General features: G+C 68.1%; 16 protein-coding genes. 5 read left to right on the top strand and 11 right to left on the bottom strand.

From position 1 onward, the window contains the following. Positions 1–70: 70 nt before the first annotated feature. Positions 71–2,743 carry a type IV pilus assembly protein FimV gene (locus tag DTS01S_RS08640; protein WP_254787918.1) on the top strand — a complete coding sequence of 891 codons (2,673 nt, stop codon included), beginning with the start codon at positions 71–73 and terminating at the stop codon, positions 2,741–2,743. Positions 2,744–2,807: 64 nt separating this feature from the next. On the opposite strand, the gene thiE is transcribed toward DTS01S_RS08640, so the two are convergent. The 4 genes from thiE to DTS01S_RS08620 form a co-directional block, all read right to left on the bottom strand. Then, positions 2,808–3,731: a thiamine phosphate synthase gene (gene thiE, locus DTS01S_RS08635; RefSeq protein WP_043791457.1), complete on the bottom strand. Its 924-nt coding sequence runs from the start codon at positions 3,729–3,731 to the stop codon at positions 2,808–2,810. An 11-nt stretch (positions 3,732–3,742) separates the two neighbouring features. Next, positions 3,743–4,552 (bottom strand): thiazole synthase, encoded by an 810-nt coding sequence (locus DTS01S_RS08630; RefSeq protein ID WP_016452920.1) that lies wholly within the window; start codon positions 4,550–4,552, stop codon positions 3,743–3,745. Positions 4,553–4,584: 32 nt separating this feature from the next. Further along, positions 4,585–4,782, bottom strand: a complete 198-nt coding sequence (thiS, locus tag DTS01S_RS08625) for a sulfur carrier protein ThiS (protein ID WP_012205130.1) — start codon at positions 4,780–4,782, stop codon at positions 4,585–4,587. 119 nt (positions 4,783–4,901) lie between these two features. Then, positions 4,902–6,020, bottom strand: a complete 1,119-nt coding sequence (locus DTS01S_RS08620) for an FAD-dependent oxidoreductase (protein ID WP_074931706.1) — start codon at positions 6,018–6,020, stop codon at positions 4,902–4,904. A 354-nt stretch (positions 6,021–6,374) separates the two neighbouring features. On the opposite strand from DTS01S_RS08620, the gene thiD reads away from it, so the two are divergent. After that, positions 6,375–7,256: a bifunctional hydroxymethylpyrimidine kinase/phosphomethylpyrimidine kinase gene (gene thiD, locus DTS01S_RS08615; protein ID WP_061287581.1), complete on the top strand. Its 882-nt coding sequence runs from the start codon at positions 6,375–6,377 to the stop codon at positions 7,254–7,256. A 34-nt stretch (positions 7,257–7,290) separates the two neighbouring features. Here thiD and DTS01S_RS08610 read toward each other — a convergent pair whose 3' ends face one another. Then, positions 7,291–7,767 carry an SH3 domain-containing protein gene (locus DTS01S_RS08610; RefSeq protein WP_061287580.1) on the bottom strand — a complete coding sequence of 159 codons (477 nt, stop codon included), beginning with the start codon at positions 7,765–7,767 and terminating at the stop codon, positions 7,291–7,293. Between the two features lie 196 nt (positions 7,768–7,963). Here DTS01S_RS08610 and DTS01S_RS08605 point away from each other — a divergent pair, with 196 nt between their 5' ends. Then, the gene (locus DTS01S_RS08605; RefSeq protein WP_047327611.1) at positions 7,964–8,743 is read left to right on the top strand and encodes an ankyrin repeat domain-containing protein; all 780 of its coding nucleotides are present in this window, start codon (positions 7,964–7,966) and stop codon (positions 8,741–8,743) included. A gap of 115 nt (positions 8,744–8,858) precedes the next feature. Further along, complete coding sequence (locus tag DTS01S_RS08600; RefSeq protein ID WP_061287579.1) at positions 8,859–11,060, top strand: TonB-dependent receptor; 2,202 nt, start codon at positions 8,859–8,861, stop codon at positions 11,058–11,060. 194 nt (positions 11,061–11,254) lie between these two features. Here the strand turns inward: DTS01S_RS08600 and DTS01S_RS08595 are convergent, their stop codons facing one another. The 6 genes from DTS01S_RS08595 to DTS01S_RS08570 form a co-directional block, all read right to left on the bottom strand. Then, the gene (locus DTS01S_RS08595) at positions 11,255–12,040 is read right to left on the bottom strand and encodes a foldase protein PrsA (protein WP_016446742.1); all 786 of its coding nucleotides are present in this window, start codon (positions 12,038–12,040) and stop codon (positions 11,255–11,257) included. A gap of 81 nt (positions 12,041–12,121) precedes the next feature. Next, complete coding sequence (locus tag DTS01S_RS08590; RefSeq protein ID WP_013802780.1) at positions 12,122–12,403, bottom strand: BolA family protein; 282 nt, start codon at positions 12,401–12,403, stop codon at positions 12,122–12,124. After that, the gene (locus tag DTS01S_RS08585; RefSeq protein WP_061287578.1) at positions 12,400–12,999 is read right to left on the bottom strand and encodes a septation protein A; all 600 of its coding nucleotides are present in this window, start codon (positions 12,997–12,999) and stop codon (positions 12,400–12,402) included. Before DTS01S_RS08585 ends, DTS01S_RS08590 begins: the two co-directional genes overlap by 4 nt. A 128-nt stretch (positions 13,000–13,127) precedes the next feature. Then, the gene (gene msrB, locus DTS01S_RS08580) at positions 13,128–13,541 is read right to left on the bottom strand and encodes a peptide-methionine (R)-S-oxide reductase MsrB (RefSeq protein ID WP_034363982.1); all 414 of its coding nucleotides are present in this window, start codon (positions 13,539–13,541) and stop codon (positions 13,128–13,130) included. Then, positions 13,538–15,070 carry a protein adenylyltransferase SelO gene (locus DTS01S_RS08575; RefSeq protein WP_061287577.1) on the bottom strand — a complete coding sequence of 511 codons (1,533 nt, stop codon included), beginning with the start codon at positions 15,068–15,070 and terminating at the stop codon, positions 13,538–13,540. Before DTS01S_RS08575 ends, msrB begins: the two co-directional genes overlap by 4 nt. A 69-nt stretch (positions 15,071–15,139) precedes the next feature. Then, entirely contained in the window at positions 15,140–16,156 is a 1,017-nt protein-coding gene (locus tag DTS01S_RS08570; RefSeq protein WP_047327614.1) for an AraC family transcriptional regulator, read from the bottom strand. 187 nt (positions 16,157–16,343) lie between these two features. On the opposite strand from DTS01S_RS08570, the gene DTS01S_RS08565 reads away from it, so the two are divergent. Next, positions 16,344–18,056 (top strand): carboxylesterase/lipase family protein, encoded by a 1,713-nt coding sequence (locus DTS01S_RS08565; RefSeq protein WP_061287576.1) that lies wholly within the window; start codon positions 16,344–16,346, stop codon positions 18,054–18,056. Positions 18,057–18,096: the final 40 nt, after the last annotated feature.

Below are 18,096 nucleotides of genomic sequence, written 5' to 3'. Positions count from 1 at the left end.
GGCTGATGTGAGAATTTGTAGCACCATTCTCGGCGTCGCCCTGTCCTCCATGGCCTGGAACGCGTCCGCATTGTCGTTGGGCAGTCCCCGGGGCAACGTGGTGCTGGGCGCTCCGTTCGACCTGGTGGTGGGCTTGCAGCCCGATAGCGGAAATGACGCCGGCAGCTCCTGCGTGCGCGCCGAGCTGCTGGCCGGTGACAGGCCCATCGAATCCTCGCGTGTGCGCGTCAGCCCGACCACATCGGGCAAGGCCGTTCGTGTGCAGGCCAGCTACACGGTGGACGAGCCCGTGGTGACGCTCAAGCTCTGGGCCGGCTGCGAAGGCGGCGGCATCAGCCGCAGCTACACGCTGCTGGCGCAGCTGCCCGAGTCGGTGGATGCCACGGGCAATCAGCCCATCAATGTGCGGGAGCTGGCGGCAGCCCAGCCGGCGCTGGCGGCCGCGGGCTCCGGTGCTGCAGGTGCAGCGGGGGCAGCGGGTGCCGCTTCCGATCCATCTTCGACTTCCTCCCGCCCGGCCGCTGGCCGCAGCGCCCGGGCCGATTCCAGGCCCGCAGCGGTGCCCGTTGCCAAGGAACCGAAACCCCAGTCCAAGCCAAAGGCACAGCCAAGGCCCCAGGCCAAACCCAAGGCGGCGGCCGAGAAATCGAGGCCGCCCGTGGGCGTGACCGCCCAGGCCCAGGCCGGGCAGTTGCAGGCGGGCCTGCGCATAGAACCGCGCCTGCGCATGGAGCCGGTGGAGGAATGGCTGGGCACGGGCGGCACCCCGGGCGCCGCTGGCGCAGCCGGGACACCCGGGACACCCGAGGGCGCCGCCGCATCTGCGGCTCCCATGTTCGATGCGGGCAGCGAGCAGCTGGCCGAGGCCAACAAGCGCGTGCAGGCGCTGGAGGCCGAGATGGCGGCCTTCAAGAAGCGCGACACCGCCGACCGTGGGCAACTGGCCCAGCTACGGGCCGAACTGGAGGCCATGCGCCAGGAGTCGGGCGGCTCGTCGTGGCTGTTCAATGCGCTGCTGCTGGCGCTGATCGCCGCCGTGGCCGTGATCGCATGGATGGCCTGGAAAATGCGCTCGGGCGCCTCGCTGTTCTCGCGCGAGCCGGATGCCTGGCGGGAATCGGTGGAGCGTTCGTCGCAGGACCCCGTGCCGTCGAGCCCGCCGCATTCGCACGATGACGGGATCAACACCCTGCCGCATTCCCTGGACCCCCATCGGCCCACGCGGCCCATGGCACCCAGCCTGCGTGAACACCGGCCTGCGCCGTCGCCGGATGATCGCCGTGGCCCGGATACCCTGGCCTCGCCCTATGTGCAGCGCGGCGCGCAGATGCGCCCTGGCGTGACGTACGAGCTGCATGAGGACGTGGACCCCGGCGATTTCGGCCCGGCCACCATTCCCGTGCCTGTGTCCGTGCAGGCCGAGCTGCCCGAGCCGGAGGGCGAGAAGACCGCAGCGCGCTCGCCTGCGCCCGAGGCCATCAAGGCCCGGCGCATGGTGCAGCCCGGCGAAATGTTCGACGTGCAGCAGCAGGCGGAATTCTTCATCTCGGTGGGCGAGCACCAGCAGGCCATCGAGCTGCTGCGCTCGCACATCGCCACGCATGAGGATTCCTCGCCGCTGGCCTATCTGGAGCTGCTGCACCTGTACTACACGCTGAGCCGCCGAGACGACTTCGACCAGCTGCGCGCCCGCTTTGCCAAGCATTTCAACGCCCGCGTGCCGGCCATGCCGGGCTTCACCGACAAAGGCAGCAGCCTGCTGCAGGGCTATCCCGAGCAGCTGGCACGCATCGAGGCGCTGTGGCCTGTGGACGAAGTCGAGGACTGCCTGGCGCACTACCTGTTCAAGCAGGACGGTGCACCCGACCCCGATGCGCCAGCCCCCTTCGACCTGGCCGCTTTCGATGACCTGCTGCTGTTGCTGTCCATCGCGCGCACCTCGCCCGCCGGAACGCGCGGCGAGCCCGCCCCGCGCGAGCGCACCACGCCGCGCATGGTGGCGGGCACGGCCGCAGCCGGCGCAGCCACGGCCGGCGCAGCCGTCCTCGCATCGGCCGCGGAACCCGCTCCCGCACCGGCCGCCGCTGCCGCCTTCATGGATGTGGATTGGATGGCCGAGCTGCAACCGCCTCCGGTAGAGGCCGCACCGCAGCAGGCTGCCTCTTCCCTGTCGCCGCAGGATCCGGGCCTGGAGTTCACGCCCATGGACACGCAGGCGCTGTCCATGGTCTCCGGTACAGCCGGTGAGAAGGCTGCCGACAGCCGCGCGCCGGACTCCCTGTCCGCGCCGCTGCAGTTCGAAATGCAGCCGCTGGACTTCGACCTGGATCAGGCAGGCCAGCTGCCTGCCGGCCAGGTGCGTGCCGTTCCGCTGAGCGAGACGCCGTCCTTCATCCACGATGCGGCGGCACCGCTGCTGGACATAGACCTCACCGCGCTGGGCGAGGATGAACTGCCCACGGTGGACGTGCCTTCGCGCTTTCCGCCCGTGGTGCTGTCGGCGCCCGGCTCAGGCCCCGTGGGCTTCAGCGAGCACAATCTCAAGGCGCCGCTGAGCATGGATCTGGCGCTGGAGAACTGGGAACTGCAACCGCCCGAAACCCTTCGCGATCACCGCGGCCTGGACGAGCCCTTGAGCCGCTCGGTGGACATGCTGCTGTCGCGCGAGACCGACCCGGCCTTTCGGACCACGCCACAGGCTCCGTCGCCGCAGGGTGACGGCAAGGAGCCGTCCAAGGACTGAGCCAGGTGCACATGCAAAAAAGGGAGCAGATGCTCCCTTTTTTGATGTGTGGTCCCGCAAAGGCTCAGTTCGCAGCCTGCATGCTGGCAAGCAACTGCTGCGCCGCCGCTTCCGGGTCCTCGGCATTGACCAGTGCCCGCACCACGGCCACCGAGCCCACGCCAGTGGCGCGCACGGCCGGGAACTGGTCGGCCGAGATGCCGCCGATGGCCACCAGCGGATAGCGCTGCATCAGGCGCACATAGGCGCCCAGGCGCGCCAGGCCCTGCGGAGCCGTGGCCATTTTCTTGAGCGTGGTGGGAAAGACGGCGCCCAGCGCGATGTAGCTGGGCTGCACGGCATGGGCGCGCACCATTTCGGCGTAGCCATGCGTGCTCACGCCCAGGCGCAGGCCCGAGGCGTGGATGGCCTGCAGGTCGGCGCCGGCCAGCGCGTCCAGGTCCTCCTGGCCCACATGCACGCCATAGGCGCCGGCATCGATGGCCTCGCGCCAGTGGTCGTTGATGAAGAGCAGGGCGCCCGTGCCTTCCACGGCGGCCACGGCGGCGCGCACTTCGCGCGCGATGGCGTCGCGGTCCTCGGACTTGAAGCGCAGCTGCACGGTGGGCACACCGGCGCGGGCCATGCGGCCCACCCATTGCGCATCGGGCAGCACGCCGTAAAGGCCCAGGGACCTTGGGCACTCCGGGAAGGCCAGTGCGGGATCGGCGCCCTCCAGGCCGAAGTCGCGCGGATCGTCGGGCCATAGCGTGGCCTCGAAGCGGCCCCTGCGCAGCGTCTGCGCTTGCCAGGCGCAGGCCAGCGTCTCGGCGTCGATGGCGATGAAACCCAGGGCGCTGCAGGCCTGCAGCGCCGCAAGATAGGCCGGCTCCTGGCGCTGTGCCTGCGGCACGGGCTGCGAGGGCAGGGCGGAGCCTTCAGGGGCAAAGGTGGCGCCGTGCAGGCGCACGATGGCATCTGCCCAGGATTGGATGGAGTCGTTGCTCATGGCCGGTCTCCTCAGCCGTGGTGCCAGAACGGCGTGCCCAGCACGGGCGTGCTGGGCTGGGCGGCCGATTGCTCGGCCATGGCGCCGGCGCGGTGGGCGGCGTGGCCGGCGTTCACGGCGTCGGCAAAGGCGCCGGCCATGGCGACGGGATCTTCGGACAAGGCCACGGCCGTGTTCAGCAGCACGGCGTCATAGCCCCACTCCATGACCTGGCAGGCGTGCGAGGGGCGGCCCAGGCCCGCATCCACGATCAGAGGCACCTTCAGGCGCTCGCGCAGTGTCTGCATGGCATAGGGGTTGACGGGGCCGCGGCCCGTGCCGATGGGCGCCGCCCAGGGCATGACGGCCTGGCAGCCCACATCCACCAGGCGCTGGCACAGCACCAGGTCCTCGGTGGTGTAGGGCAGGACCTGGAAGCCGTCCTTGATGAGGATGGAGGCGGCCTCGACCAGGTTCAGCGTGTCGGGCTGCAGGGTGTAGTCGTCGCCGATCAGCTCCAGCTTGATCCAGGGGGTCTCGAAGACTTCGCGTGCCATCTGGGCCGTGGTCACGGCTTCCTGCACGGTCATGCAGCCGGCCGTGTTGGGCAGCACGGGCACGGCCAGCTTCTTGAGCAATTCCCAGAAGCTGGCACCGGTCTCGGCGGCATTGCTGCCCTGGCGGCGCAGCGAGGCCGTGACCATGGCCGGGCGGGCACGCTGCACGGCAGCTTCCAGCACGGCGGGCGAGGGGTAGCGGGAGGTGCCCAGCAGCAGGCGGCTGTCAAAGCGCTGGCCGTACAGGACCAGGCTGTCGTCGGAGGAAGGGGCGGAAGTCGTCATGGCGTGAGGCAATGGGAGAGTCGGATGGGGCATCAGCCGCCGGTCACCGGCGAGATCACTTCGAGGCGGTCGCCGTCGTTCAGTGCCTGCTCGGCATAGCGGGCCTTGGGCACGAAGACGGTGTTGATGGCCACGGCAAAGGGCGGGCGCGGCGCAAGCTGGGCCAGCGCGTCGGCCACGGTGGCTCCGTCGCTCAGTTCGGTCGCTTGCTGGTTGATGGTGATGTTCATGGCGGCTGAGGGGAAACGAAAGGCGGGTACGGGGGCTTGTTCGATCTTAGGCAGGGCCGGTCTTGTCGGCCCTGCATGCATGTCCGGTCTGTTGTGCGTGAAAGTGCCGTGCGTGCCGTTCAGGCGGCTGCCTTGTGCTGCGATGGCGCATGCTCGACGGCAACATCGAAGCGGCGGGCCAGTTCGGAATCACCGCCGTCGAGCAGCTCCAGCACCACGTCCAGCATGGCCGGCGCGATCATGAAGCCATGGCGGTACAGGCCGTTGACCTCCATCACGCGCGGCGCGCTCCAGCGCACGGCCGGCAGATTGTCGGGCAGGGTGGGGCGGCACTGGGTGGCGATCTCGACGATGCGGCCCTCGGCAAAACCCGGATGCACGGTGTAGGCGGCGCTCAGCAGCTCCAGCGTGGAGCGCACGCTGGCCGGCGACATGTCGTCGGACTCGATCTCGGTGGCGCCGATGACGAAGAGGTGGTCCTCCTTGGGCGCAATGTAGATCGGGTAGCGCGGATGGATCAGGCGCGTGGGCCGCTGCAGCGTGACCTCGGGCGCGTGGATGCGAACCACCTCGCCGCGCACGCCGCGCAGCGCAGGCCACTGGCCGCGTGCGCCCAGGCCCCGGCAGTCCAGCACCCAGTCGGGCTGGCCCGGCGTGCCGGGACGGAAGTCGGCCAGCTCGCGCGGCTGGTTCCAGTGCTGCTCCACGCCCAGGCGGGTCAGCGTGGCGTGGAGCGCGGCCAGCAGCTGGCGGTTGTCGAGCTGGCCTTCGCCCTGCAGGTACATGGCCTGGGCAAATCGCCGCTCAAGCGCGGGCTCGCAGTCGTGCAGGGCCTGGTCGGCCAGCGGCTGCAGCGCGGGAAGGCTGGGGTTGATGCGGCGGTTTTTCTCCAGCAGGCCGAAAAAGCGCTGGGCATCGCCCGCGTCCTGGCGGTGCCAGAGGATGAGGGTGCCGTTTTGCTGGAAGAACACGGGCGCATCGAGCTGGGCCAGCAGTTCGGGCCAGCGCGTCAGGCCGTGCTGGCCCATGCGCACCACGCCGGGCTCGGTGATGGCCGATTCGGCCAGGGGCGCGAGCATGGCGGCGGCCACGCGGGCCGCTGCGCCATCGCCTTCGGGGCCGTGGGCGTCGTATACGGCGATGCCGTGGCCGCGACGGGCCAGCACCAATGCCAGCAGCCGGCCCATGAGGCCGCCGCCCAGAATGGCGATGCGGGAAGAAGCTTGTAGAACGGACATGTGCATCTGGTGGTCAAGTGCGCCCATGCCCGTGGGACTGCCGGCCGGCTGTCCGCGCACAGGGCATGTGCTGGACAAAACGCGGCGTACCACCCCGATTGATTGAAACTCCCCACGCCAGCATGACCTGGATCGGGTGCAGGGGCGCTGCGCGGCAAGGTGCCTGTGGTGCAGGCTTGTGCGGCAGGGGGCTGGTCGCCCCGGGGCCCCAGGGTGTTTCTCAGTCACGCATCGGCGAGGCGGGCCAGGCCCTGTTTCACCGACGGGACACCCCTGTTTCGTCCGTCAGCAGGCATTACAGCACATCCCGCAGCTGCCGGTATTGACCATGCGCATGGGTGATAATTTTCGCCCATGACTGCCGACCACTCCCCTTCGACCGCCGCATCCACCGAACCGGCTCCCGCCGCGCGCAAGCGCTATGCCCGCGTGCTCATCATCGCGGGCTCCGACAGCGGCGGCGGCGCCGGCATACAGGCCGACCTCAAGACCTGCAGCGCCCTGGGCTGCTACGGCATGACGGCCATCACGGCCATCACCGTGCAGAACACGCTGGGCGTCAGCGGCATCCACGGCATTCCCGTGGACATACTGCGCGGCCAGATCGATGCGGTGGTCGAGGACATCGGCGCCGACGCCGTCAAGATCGGCATGCTGGCCACGCCCGAGGTGGTGCAGGTGGTGGCCGATGCCATCCGCCGCCACCAGCTGCGCAACGTGGTGCTCGACCCCGTGATGGTGGCCACCAGCGGCGACCGGCTGATTGCCCCGGAAACCGCCTCCGTGCTGGTGCGCGAACTGTTCCCCCTGGCCACCGTGGTCACGCCCAATCTGGACGAGGCAGCGCTGCTGCTGGGCCACTCCATTGATGGCATAGACGCACTGGACGGCGCCGTGCAGGAACTCCTGGCGCTGGGCGCGCGGGCCGCATTGCTCAAGGGCGGGCATCTGTCCGGCGATCTGGTGGTGGACCTGCTGGGCCATGGCAACGGCCAGCGGCTGCGCCTGCAGTCGCAGCGCATTGCCACGCACAACGGGCACGGCACGGGCTGCACGCTGTCTTCGGCGATTGCCTCGCACCTGGCGCTGGGCCTGCCGCTGGAGACGGCCGTGGCCCAGGCGCGCGAGTACATCCTGGGCGCGATTGCGGCCGGTGCCGATGTGTTCACGGGCGCCGGCCACGGTCCGCTGAACCACGGCTATGCGCCGCGCGCGCAGGTCGTGGTCAACGGCTGAACGTCCAGCCAGACGTCCAGGTAATCAGCCCAGGTCACCAGCCCCAGGTCAGGCTGCGCGCCACCCAGCCCTTTTGGCCGTTGTCGCGCTGGACATGGGCCCAGGAGCCCTGCTTCTTGAGCGTGCGCACCACCTCCAGCTCAGCCAGCTTGCCCACCACGCGGTGTTTCTGGCCCGGGCCTGCGCGCAGATTGGCGGTGCGCCCGGTCACCACCATGTGCGGGGTCTTGCCGGTCAGCGGCGCATGCACCCAGCCCAGCGTGCTCTCGTTGTCCCTGACGCGCAGCCACTGGCCCTTGCGCTGCACCACCTGCAGCGGATAGCCCTTGCCCAGTTCCCACAGCGTGGCCGAGCGCGTGGTGGGCTGCTGCCGCACATTGACGCTGGATCCCTTGACGCTGACGAACTCGCGCGCATGGGCGGCGGCCGGGGCCAGGGTGGTGGTGAGGACGGCGAGGGCGGTGGCGGCTGTGGCCAGCCAGCGGGCGGCACGGCTTTTGTTGCAAGACACGGGAACAGGTCTCCTTTCGTTTGAGAAAGGCTGGCGCGCGAAGACTTTCCGGCGCGAGCCCGGGGAAAGCGCGTGGGATCAGGCGATGTAGCTATAGTTCCTGAATGAAACTGACGTGCGACGCCCCGGCTTCATGCGCAACCGGGCAAGCTTGCCTTACGCTTGCCGCACAACCGTGTTTTCCAGGAGGGCTTGTATGCACCATGCTGTTTCCCGATCCGGCGCCCATGTCCGGCACGCTGCAATCCTGACGGCCTGTCTTGCCGCGGGACTGGCGGATGCGCAGGGACCAGAGACGCAGGCGCAGGAGGCGCAGGCTGTGGCCACAGCCGCCGAGGGCCGCGATGCGGCCAGGGCGCAGGAGGGTGCGGTGAATCGCCCAGAATTCGGTCCCGCGCTGCTGGCGGCCGCCCAGGCCGGCGAAGCGCTGCAGGTACGCGACTGGCTCAAGCGCGGCGCACCTGTCGATGTGCGTGACCGGCAGGGCAATACGCCGCTGCTGCTGGCCGTGCGCGGCAACCATGTCGAGGTCGCGCGCTCGCTGCTGGTCCATGGGGCCAACCCCAATCTCAAGAATGACCTGCAGGACAGTGCCTATCTGCTGGCCGGTGCCCTGGGCCGCCTGGAGATACTGCGCATGACGCTGTCGTACGGCGCCGATCTGCAAAGCACCAACCGCTACGGCGGCACGGCGCTGATCCCGGCCTGCGAGCGCGGCCATGTCGATACCGTGCAGGCCCTGCTGGCCGCCGGTGTACGGGCCGACCATGTGAACCGGCTGGGCTGGACCTGCCTGCTCGAAGCCGTTTTGCTGGGCGACGGAGGCCCGCGCTACCAGGACATCGTCCGCCAGCTGATCGCGGCCAGGGCCGATCTCAATCTGCCCGACAAGGATGGCGTGACCGCCGTCGTCCACGCCCGACAGCGCAGCCAGCATGAGGTGGAGCGCCTGCTGCAGGAGGCTGGAGCGCGCTGATCGGCGCAAGCGAAAACGCCTGAAACCAGGGGTGATGCGCCAGATTCAGACGGGTCTGATTGCTTTGGAAAGGCTGCGTTGCAAATGATTCCCATTTTCAACGTGGATCTTTGCCATGCGCACAGCACATTTGCTATCTCGACCCTTCGTCTCCGGCCCCCAGTCGTGCCTTTTTTCGGTGTTCGCTGCGGCGCTGGTCACGCCCGCTTATGCGCAGGACGCCACTGCCGATGAGCGTCAGGTGCAGTTGGCGCCCTTGACCGTCTCCGGGCAGCGCTCCACCGGCTCGCGCACCGAGGCATCCGAATCGGCCAAATACGCCAAGCCGCTGCTGGATGTGCCGCAGACCATCACCGTGGTGCCCGGGCAGGTGCTGCAGGAGCAAAACGCCCTGAGCCTGCAGCAGGCGCTGTCCAATGTGTCCGGCATTACCTTCAATGCGGGCGAGGGCGGTGCAGGCTCGGGCGACAGCATCAACATCCGCGGCTTCAGCGCCAACGCCAACCTGCAGGTCGACGGGCTGCGCGACAGCGGGCAGAAGAGCCGAAGCGATCTCTTCAACACGCAATCCGTCGAGGTCATCAAGGGACCCAACTCGGTCTTCGGCGGCGCGGGCACCTCGGGCGGCAGCATCAACATGATCAGCAAGCAGCCCAAGGCCCATGACTTCACCGAGGCCGACGCTGGCCTGGGCACGGCCAGCTACCGGCGCGTCACGCTCGACGCCAACAGGGTGCTGGCTGGCGGCAAGGCTGCCATGCGCCTGAACCTCATGGGCCATGACAGCGACGTGGCGGGGCGCAATGCCATCTTCAAGCGGCGCTGGGGCGTGGCGCCCTCGCTGGCCCTGGGGCTGAGTTCGCCCACGCGCCTGACCCTCGGCTTCTTCCATCAGAGCGATGACAATCTTCCCGACTATGGCGTGCCGGCCTTTCGCGGCAAGATGCTCGATGGCGTCTCGCGCAATGCCTATTTCGGCTGGCGCAACCTTGATCGGGAAAAGATCGGCCAGGATGCCCTGACCGCGAAGATCGAGCATGACTTCGCCTCGGGCGCCAAGCTGCAGAACCTCTCGCGCTACTCGCGGCTGAGCCGCGATACCGTGATCTCGGCCTCGCATGTCGATCTCCGGGGCATGCAGCCTGGCTACTACCGGCCCGCAGGTCCGCAGGCCTATGGCCGCGATGCGGCCACCACCCTGTGGATCAACCAGACCAACCTGACCCAGCGCTTCGACACAGGCGTGCTGGAGCATACGCTGGTCACAGGCTTCGAGATCGCGCGCGAGACCTATGACCGCACCACCTCTTCCTACAACATCAACCGGCAGTTCCCGGCCGGCGGCTATCCGCTGGCCCGCCCGCCCGGATACTGGACGGGCACCACGGACTTGCAAAACAGCGGAAGGAACGAAACCCGCCTGGACACCCGCGCGCTGTATGCCACCGACTCCATTGCGCTGGGTCCGCGCTGGGATCTGAACCTGGGCCTGCGCTATGACTGGATCGACGGGCGCTCCAACGCCACAACGGCCGCTGGCGTGCGCACCTCGGTGGACAGTTCCGACGGCCAGCTCAGCGGCCGCACGGCCCTGAGCTTCAAGCCCGCCGACAACGGCCGCATCTACCTGGCCTATGGCACGGCCTTCAACCCCTCCGCGGAATTCCTGGTCTCCAATGGTTCCGGCCTGGATGCGGCCACGGCCTCGCTGGCGCCCGAGAAGAACACCAGCCTGGAGCTGGGAACCAAGTGGGATGTGCGGGACCGCCAGCTGGCGCTGACAGCCGCGCTGTTCCAGGTGGACAAGACCAATGCCCGAGAGCAGATGGCCGATGGCAGCTATCTGCTGGCCGGTGAGCAGCGCGTGCGCGGGCTGGAACTCGGGGCTGCAGGCAAGGTGACTCCGCAATGGGACCTCTTCGCCAACTACACCTTCATGGCCAGCAAGACCCTCAAGTCATTGAACGAGCCTGCGCGTGTGGGCCAGGCGCTGGGCAATACGCCGCGCCATTCGCTGAACCTGTGGACCACCTATGCGCTGCCGCAGGGCTGGACGGTGGGCTATGGCGCGCGCTTCGTGGGCACGCGCAATGTTACCTCGGCCGGCGACGGCAAGCTGTCCGCTTACTGGGTGCACAGCGCCATGGTCGGCTATGAACTCAACCGGCAATGGAAGCTCAGGCTCAATCTCGACAACATCGGCAACAAGGCCTATGTGGCCGGCGTGCGCCAGCGCCTGGGCGAGCAGTCGCGTTCTTCGGCCGTGGAGTACGGAGAGGGTCGCACGGTCAGATTGACCGCGCTCTACCAGTTCTGAGAAGCACGATGGCCTGGTCTCCGGTGCCGTGGGCGCCTGGACGCCGGGACAGGATGAATCAGGCTTGAATCGGGCTGCCCCCAGGGGCAGCTTTTTTCTTTGGCGGCCACCTTGCCTGGGGCAAAAAAAGAGCCCGCACAAGGCGGGCTGGTGATGGTCAGGCCGACGGCAAAAACCGCCGACACGCAAGCATCTTACTGGATCTTGGCCTTTTCGCGCAGCGATTCCTGGAATTGCGCCAGCTTTTGCTGTTGCAGCTGCTGCACGATCTGGGGCTTGACTTCCTCGAACTTGGGCAGTTCTGCCTGGCGCACGTCGTCCTGGCGGATGATGTGGTAGCCGAACTGGCTCTTGACCGGCTCCTGGGTCATGCCGCCCTTTTCGAGCTTGATCAGGGCTTCGGAGAACTCGGGCACGTAGTTGCCGGGGTTGGCCCAGTCGAGGTCACCGCCACGGGCGCCGGATCCGGGGTCCTTGGACTCCTTCTTGGCGATGTCTTCGAACTTCTTGCCGGCCTTGATCTCGGCAATGATGGCCTTGGCGCGGTCTTCCGACTCGACCAGGATGTGGCTGGCCTTGTATTCCTTGCCGCTGTTGGCAGCGACGGCCTTGTCGTACTCGGCCTTGGCTTCGGCGTCGGTCACGGGGTTCTTCTTCTGGAAGTCTTCGAACAGCGAGCGGATCAGGATGGTCTGGCGGGCCAGTTCCATCTGCTGCTTGTAGGCTTCGCTGTTGGCCAGGCCGCGCTTGTTGGCTTCCTGCATGAAGATCTCGCGGGCGATGACTTCTTCCTTGATCTGCCCTTCCATCTCGGGCGTGACGGGGCGGCCGCTTTGCTCGATCTGCTGCTTGAGCACTTCGGCGCGTGCCTTGGGCACAGCCTTGCCGTTGACGACGGCGATGTTCTGGGCCGAGGCGGACAGGGCTGCGGTGCTCAGCACGGCGGCAGTCACCAGGCTGGTCAGAAGCTGTTTTTTCATGCGAATTCCAGAGATGAAGGAAAAATTGATTCTATAGCGTGGATACGCAACAGGCTCCGAATCTTCGGAGCCTGTAAAAGTTCAAAGAACCTCGATGGCGATGGCGTGAGCGCCCTGGTCAATGAATTCTTGCAGCGCATCATACACAAGGCGGTGGCGTGCCACGCGCGGCTTGCCTTGAAACAAAGGTGACGCAATGCGCACGCGGAAATGCGTGCCGAAGCCGGTGCCGTTGGCTCCCACATGGCCGGCGTGCTGGTGGCTTTCGTCGATCACTTCCAGGTGATCGGGGGCGAGGCGCTCGCGCAGCACGGCCTGCATGGCTTCGGCGGTGATGGGCAGTGGATGGGCGGGTGCGCTCATGGCTGCTTGTCCTGTTGCACGCCGGACGGGGGCAGGGCGTCGGGCGTGGCGGCGGCTGCCTCGCCCTTGTCTTCCTGCATGAAGCGGCTCATGTAGATGGCCTGTCCGATCAAGAAGACCAGCATCAGCCCCATGCCGCCGAACAGCTTGAAGTTGACCCAGGTGTCGGTGTCGAAGCGGTAGGCGATGACCAGGTTGAGCGCGCCCATCACCGCGAAGAAGGCTGCCCAGCTCCAGTTCATGGTGCGCCAGGCGTTGTCCGGCAGTTGCAGTTGCGCGCCCATGACGGAGCGCAGCAGGTTCTTGCGAAATACCAGCTGGCCAATCACCAGGGCGCCGCCCATGAGCCAGTACAGCACCGTGGGTTTCCACTTGATGAAGGTGTCGTTGTGGGCGAGCAAGGTGGCGCCGCCGAACAGCACGATCACGCCCAGGCTGACCCATTGCATGGGCTCGACCTTGCCATGGCGCACGCGCAGATAGGCAATCTGCGCGATGGTGGCGACGATGGCCACGGCCGTGGCCGTGTAGATGCCCCAGACCTTGAAGGCGACGAAGAACAGGATGATGGGGAAAAAGTCGATCAGTAACTTCATTGGAAGATTTCGATGGGCTTGGAGTCAGGCATGGTGCCTGAGCGCTTGGCAGGCGCATTGTGGCGCAGCCGGCGCGGCCCGGCATCGGTGCAGGGCCGCGCCGGCTGGGGTTTTTGCGGGCCTGGGGCCTAGGCCTTGGGCGGCTCGAATTCCAGCGACGCGGAATTCATGCAGTAGCGCAGCCCTGTGTCGGAGGGACCATCGGGGAACACATGGCCGAGGTGGGCGCCGCACTGGCTGCAGACAGTCTCGGTGCGCACCATGCCATGGCTGCGGTCCACGATTTCGGTGATAGCGCCTGGGATGGCGCGGTCGAAGCTGGGCCAGCCGCAGCCGGCGTCGAACTTGCTATCGGAGTCGAACAGCTTGGCGCCGCAGCAGATGCAGTGGTAGCTGCCATCGGCCCAGAACTGCTCATAGCGGCCTGTGAAGGGGCGCTCGGTGGCCGCGTGGCGCGTCACCTGGAAGGCGGCGGGCTCGGCGCCCTTGGCCTGCAGCTCGGCCTGCCATTCCTGCTCGGTCTTGTGGATGGGAAAGCTCATGATGAACAGCTGATCTCGATGGAGGAAGCCCAGTCGGGCGGGAAGCCTGCCCATTCGGCATGCTCGGCGTGGGGTGCGAACGGGGTCTGCAGCACGGCCAGCAGCTGGCGCACCGCGGTGAAGTCGCCCGCCTTGGCTGCGCGGATGGTGATTTCTCCCAGGTGGTTGCGCAGCACGAAGCGCGGATTCGATTCTTGCATCAGCGCGGCCGCTGCCGTGCCATCCACGGTCGCAAGCTGCCGTACGTAGCCTGCCGCCCAGGCGTCGAAGGCGGGCCGGTCCAGCACCAGGTCGCGCACGGGCGCCAGGTCGGGCTCGGTGCCGCCGGCAGTGGCCACGGCATCGGTCAGGCGGCTGAAGAAGATGGTGTAGTCCACGGCGTTGTCGGCCATGAGCTGCAGCAGCGGGTTCACCAGGGCGGCAAAGCGCGCCTCGGCAGGCGGCGTGCCGGGAGCATCTTCGGGCAGGCCCAGCTTGCGCAGCATGAGAGAGCCATAGGCCTGCGGAAACACCTGCTTGTACGACTCCAGCGCCGCAATGGTCAGCTCCTCTTCGCCGATCAGCGGCAGCAGGGCTTGGCCCAGGCAGTACAGGTTCCAGTACGCGACCTGGGGCTGGCGGTTGAAGGCGTAGCGGCCCTGGGTGTCGCTGTGGTTGCAGATATGGCCGGGGTCGAAGGCGTCGAGGAACTGGAAGGGACCGTAGTCGATGGTCAGGCCCAGGATGCTCATGTTGTCCGTGTTCATCACGCCATGGCAAAAGCCCACCGCCTGCCAGTGCGCCAGCAGCCGCGCCGTGCGCTCACTCACGGCCTGCAGGAAGTTGGCGTAGGCGTTGCCGGCCAGTGCCTCGGCCGTGCGGCATTCGGGGTAGTAGCGGTCGATCACGTAGTCGGCCAGCTGGCGCAGCGGCGCCATCTGGTCGCGCGCCGCAAAGTGCTCGAAGTGGCCAAAGCGTATGAAGCTGGGCGCCACGCGCGCCACCACGGCGGCGGTCTCGATCTCTTCGCGGCGAATGGGGGCGGGCGATCCGGTCACGCTCAGCGCGCGCGTGGTGGGAATGCCCAGGGCGTGCATGGCTTCGCTGCACAGGAATTCACGGATGGACGAACGCAGCACGGCGCGTCCGTCGCCCATGCGCGAGTAGGGCGTGCGGCCCGCGCCCTTGAGCTGGATTTCCTGGCCCGAGGCGGTCTCGCCCAGCAAGATGGCACGGCCGTCGCCGAGCTGGCCGGCCCAGACACCGAACTGGTGGCCGCTGTAGACGCTGGCCAGCGGATGGCTGCCGGGCAGCACGGTATTGCCGGTGAGCGCCTGCAGGGCCTCATCGGAGGCCAGCCATTGCGGGTCCAGGCCCAGCAGCTCGGCAGTGCCGGTGCTGGTGGCGATCCAGTGCGGCTCGGGCAGCGGCGTGGGGCGCAGATGGGTGAAGAAGTCGGGGCCCAGGGCGGCAAAGCCATCCTGCCAGGAGATGGGAAGGCGCGGGGAGGTCGCCGGAGCCCGGCCTTCGGCGGCAGCGTGCAGGTTCATGCGGGAATTGTCCCCCAGCGCCTATGCCCCGTGGGGCGCAAGGTTCATGCGCGCATTCACCGCATGCATTCACGCACGCAGTTGCTGCCGGTACTGGCCCGGCGGCATGCCGAACCATCGGCGGCAGGCGCGAAAGAGGTTGCTCTGGTCCACGAAGCCCAGCAGGTCGGCCACCTCGGCCAGGCTGTGGCGCGGCTCGCCCAGGTACTGCCGGGCCAGCTCGCGGCGGGTGTCATCCAGCAATTGCTGGTAGCTGGTGCTCTCGGCCTGCAGGCGGCGCTGCAAGGTACGGTCGGTCAGGCCCAGCACTGCGGCCACTTCCTCGCGGCGCGGCTCGCCCTGGGGCAGCAGGCGCGCAATCTCATGGCGCACGCGGGCGCCCACGCCGGCCTGGCCCAGCTGGTCCAGCTCGGACTCGACCAGTTTTTCGTGCAGGGCCAGCAGTTCGGGGTTGTGCGTCGGGATGGGCGCGAGCAGGTCGTCTTGCGACAGCAGGAAGCGGTTGGCGCGCTCGCCAAAGCGCGGCAGCAGGCCGAAGGCCTGTCGGTAGCGGGCCTCGTGCAGGGGCGAGGGCGCCTGGGCCATGAATTCCACGGCCAGCGGCTGGACTTCGCGCCGCGTCAGCCAGCTGCACAGCACCAGCAGCGTGAGCACGGCGAACTCCACGCGCTGGCGCGGCACGGCGCGCGTGGCGCCGATGTGGTGTATGGACAGCCAGTGGCCGCGCGCATCGCGCTCCAGCGTGAAGGCGGTGGCGTCCGAGATCACGGCCATGTGGCGCTCCAGGTCACGAAAGCCCGCCAGCAGGTGCGGGCTCGAAGCCAGCGAGTAGCCCACCAGGTCGATGTTGCCGTGGCGCGCGGCCAGCTGCCGGTCCAGGCCCAGCGTGGGATTGGCCGACTGCGCCACGGCCAGCTCCCACAGCCGGCTCACGCGGTCCACATCGATGCGGGTCTGCGAATGCTGCAGTGCAGCAAGGTCGATGTTGGCCTCCTCACTCAGCCTTTCCACGGCCAGCCCCTCGGCGGCCATCATGTCCAGGATGCCCCGCACCCATGCGGCGGAGCTGCTGCGCTGCGTTGTCATGGCCGGGTTTTCCTGGGCCGTCCGGGGCGCCTTTTGCGTTCTGAAGTCACTTTTTTGGCTTGGTTGCGATAGCGGCGTGCGGGCGCGCTGTTCCTAGAATTTTTGCAGCGCGGCGAACGACTGCGCAGTGTGGCCCAAGGGCCGGGCACGGCCCATACGGGAAACCCCAAAATCATAGGAGACAAGCATGCGCACAGGACAGCGGTGGATGGCTGGCGGCATACGCCTGGCCGTGGCTTCAATGGCTTTGTGGCTCGCGGCCTGCGGCGGCTCGGGCGGCGGCGGCCCCGAGTTGCGCGAGACGGCCTACGGCCCCTTGCGCGGCGTGGACGACGGCGCCGCCACGGGCACCTATTACTGGAAGGGCGTGCCCTTTGCCCAGGCGCCCGTGGGCGCGCTGCGCTGGCAGCCGCCGGCCGAGCCCAAGGCCTGGGAGGGCGTGCGCGAGGCGCGCCAGTTCGGCAATGCCTGCCTGCAGATCGGGCGCATGTACGGCCCGGGCGCCAACAACCGCTTCGATGACACCATCGCCTCCACCCTGGGCCAGCCCGTGGGCAGCGAGGACTGCCTGACGCTCAACATCTGGCGCCCGGCCAGCGGTGCCGAGAAGCTGCCGGTGCTGGTGTTCATCCACGGCGGCAGCGCCATCTCGGGCTATACGGCCGATCCGCTGTATGACGGCGCGGCCCTGGCACGCGCTGCCAATGCCGTGGTGGTGACGGCCAACTACCGGCTGGACATCCTGGGCTACATGCACATGCCGCAGATGCAGGCCGGCGCGCCGGCCACGGGCAACTTCGCGCTGCTGGACAACCTGCAGGCGTTGCGTTTTGTGCAGCGCAATATCGCGGGCTTTGGCGGCGATCCGGGCAATGTCACGCTCATGGGCCAGTCGGCGGGGGCCACCAATGTGCTGGCGCTGCTGGCGGCCGAGTCGGCGCGCGGCCTGTTCCACAGGCTGGTGCCCATCAGCGGCGGGCTGTCGCTGCCGTCCAACCTGCCGGCCGGCGTGCTGGCCACGCTCAAGCCGGCTTCGGCCTACGCCACCCAGTCCGCGCTGCTGCTGGCCCATCTGATGGTGGCCGATGGGATGGCTGCCGATGTGGCGGCTGCGGCCACGGTGGCTGCCGGCTGGACACCGGCGCAGATCGCGGCCTACCTGCGCGGCAAGGATGCGCGCGTGCTGCTGCAGACCCTGGTGGCCAAGGGCCTGACGGGCGCGGGGCCGATTCCCGACGGCCTGCTGCTGCCCACCGACCCCATGGCCGCGCTGGCTGCGGGCCGATACAACCGCATGCCCGTGATGGCCGGCTACACGGCCGAGGAGGGCAAGCTGTTCGCGCCCCTGCTGGCTGCGCTGGGCGGCAAGCCGGGCTTCAGGATCGATGATGCGGCGCGCTTTCGCATGATGCAGTCCTTCGACGCGCAGTCGCCCAATGCGCCGGGCCTGGCCGACATCATCGATGCTGCCTACCTGCCCGTCGACACGCCGGTCACCGGCTACAACGCCCGCATGGCGCAATTGACCCATCTGTTCGCCGATCCCAGCCGCGACCAGTTGCTCAATACGCTGCGCACCCGGCAGGCCGAGGTCTGGAGCTACCGCTTCGACTGGGCGCGCCAGCCCGCGCCCTGGAACACGGTCTACGGTGCGGCCCATGCGTTCGATCTGCCGTTTCTCTTCGGCAACTTCGGGCCATCCGTGTTCTCCCGCGTGACCAACAGCACGGCCAATGCACCGGGGCGGCTGGCGCTGTCGAACGCCATGATGGCCAGCCTCAAGGCCTTCATGCAGACGGGCGACCCGCAGAACGCGGCCCTGGGCCAGACATGGAAGCCCTGGCCGTCCAGCCTGGTCTTCGACGCCGAACTGGGCGCGACCAGCATCCGGCTGCAGTGAGCGATCAGGTGAGCGAGTAGATGAGCGAGCAGGGGCTTGC

Source organism: Delftia tsuruhatensis NBRC 16741 (assembly GCF_001571325.1).
Lineage (GTDB): Bacteria > Pseudomonadota > Gammaproteobacteria > Burkholderiales > Burkholderiaceae_C > Comamonas > Comamonas tsuruhatensis.
Note: the sequence above shows the minus strand (reverse complement) of the source record. Positions and strands in the feature narration are given on the sequence as shown.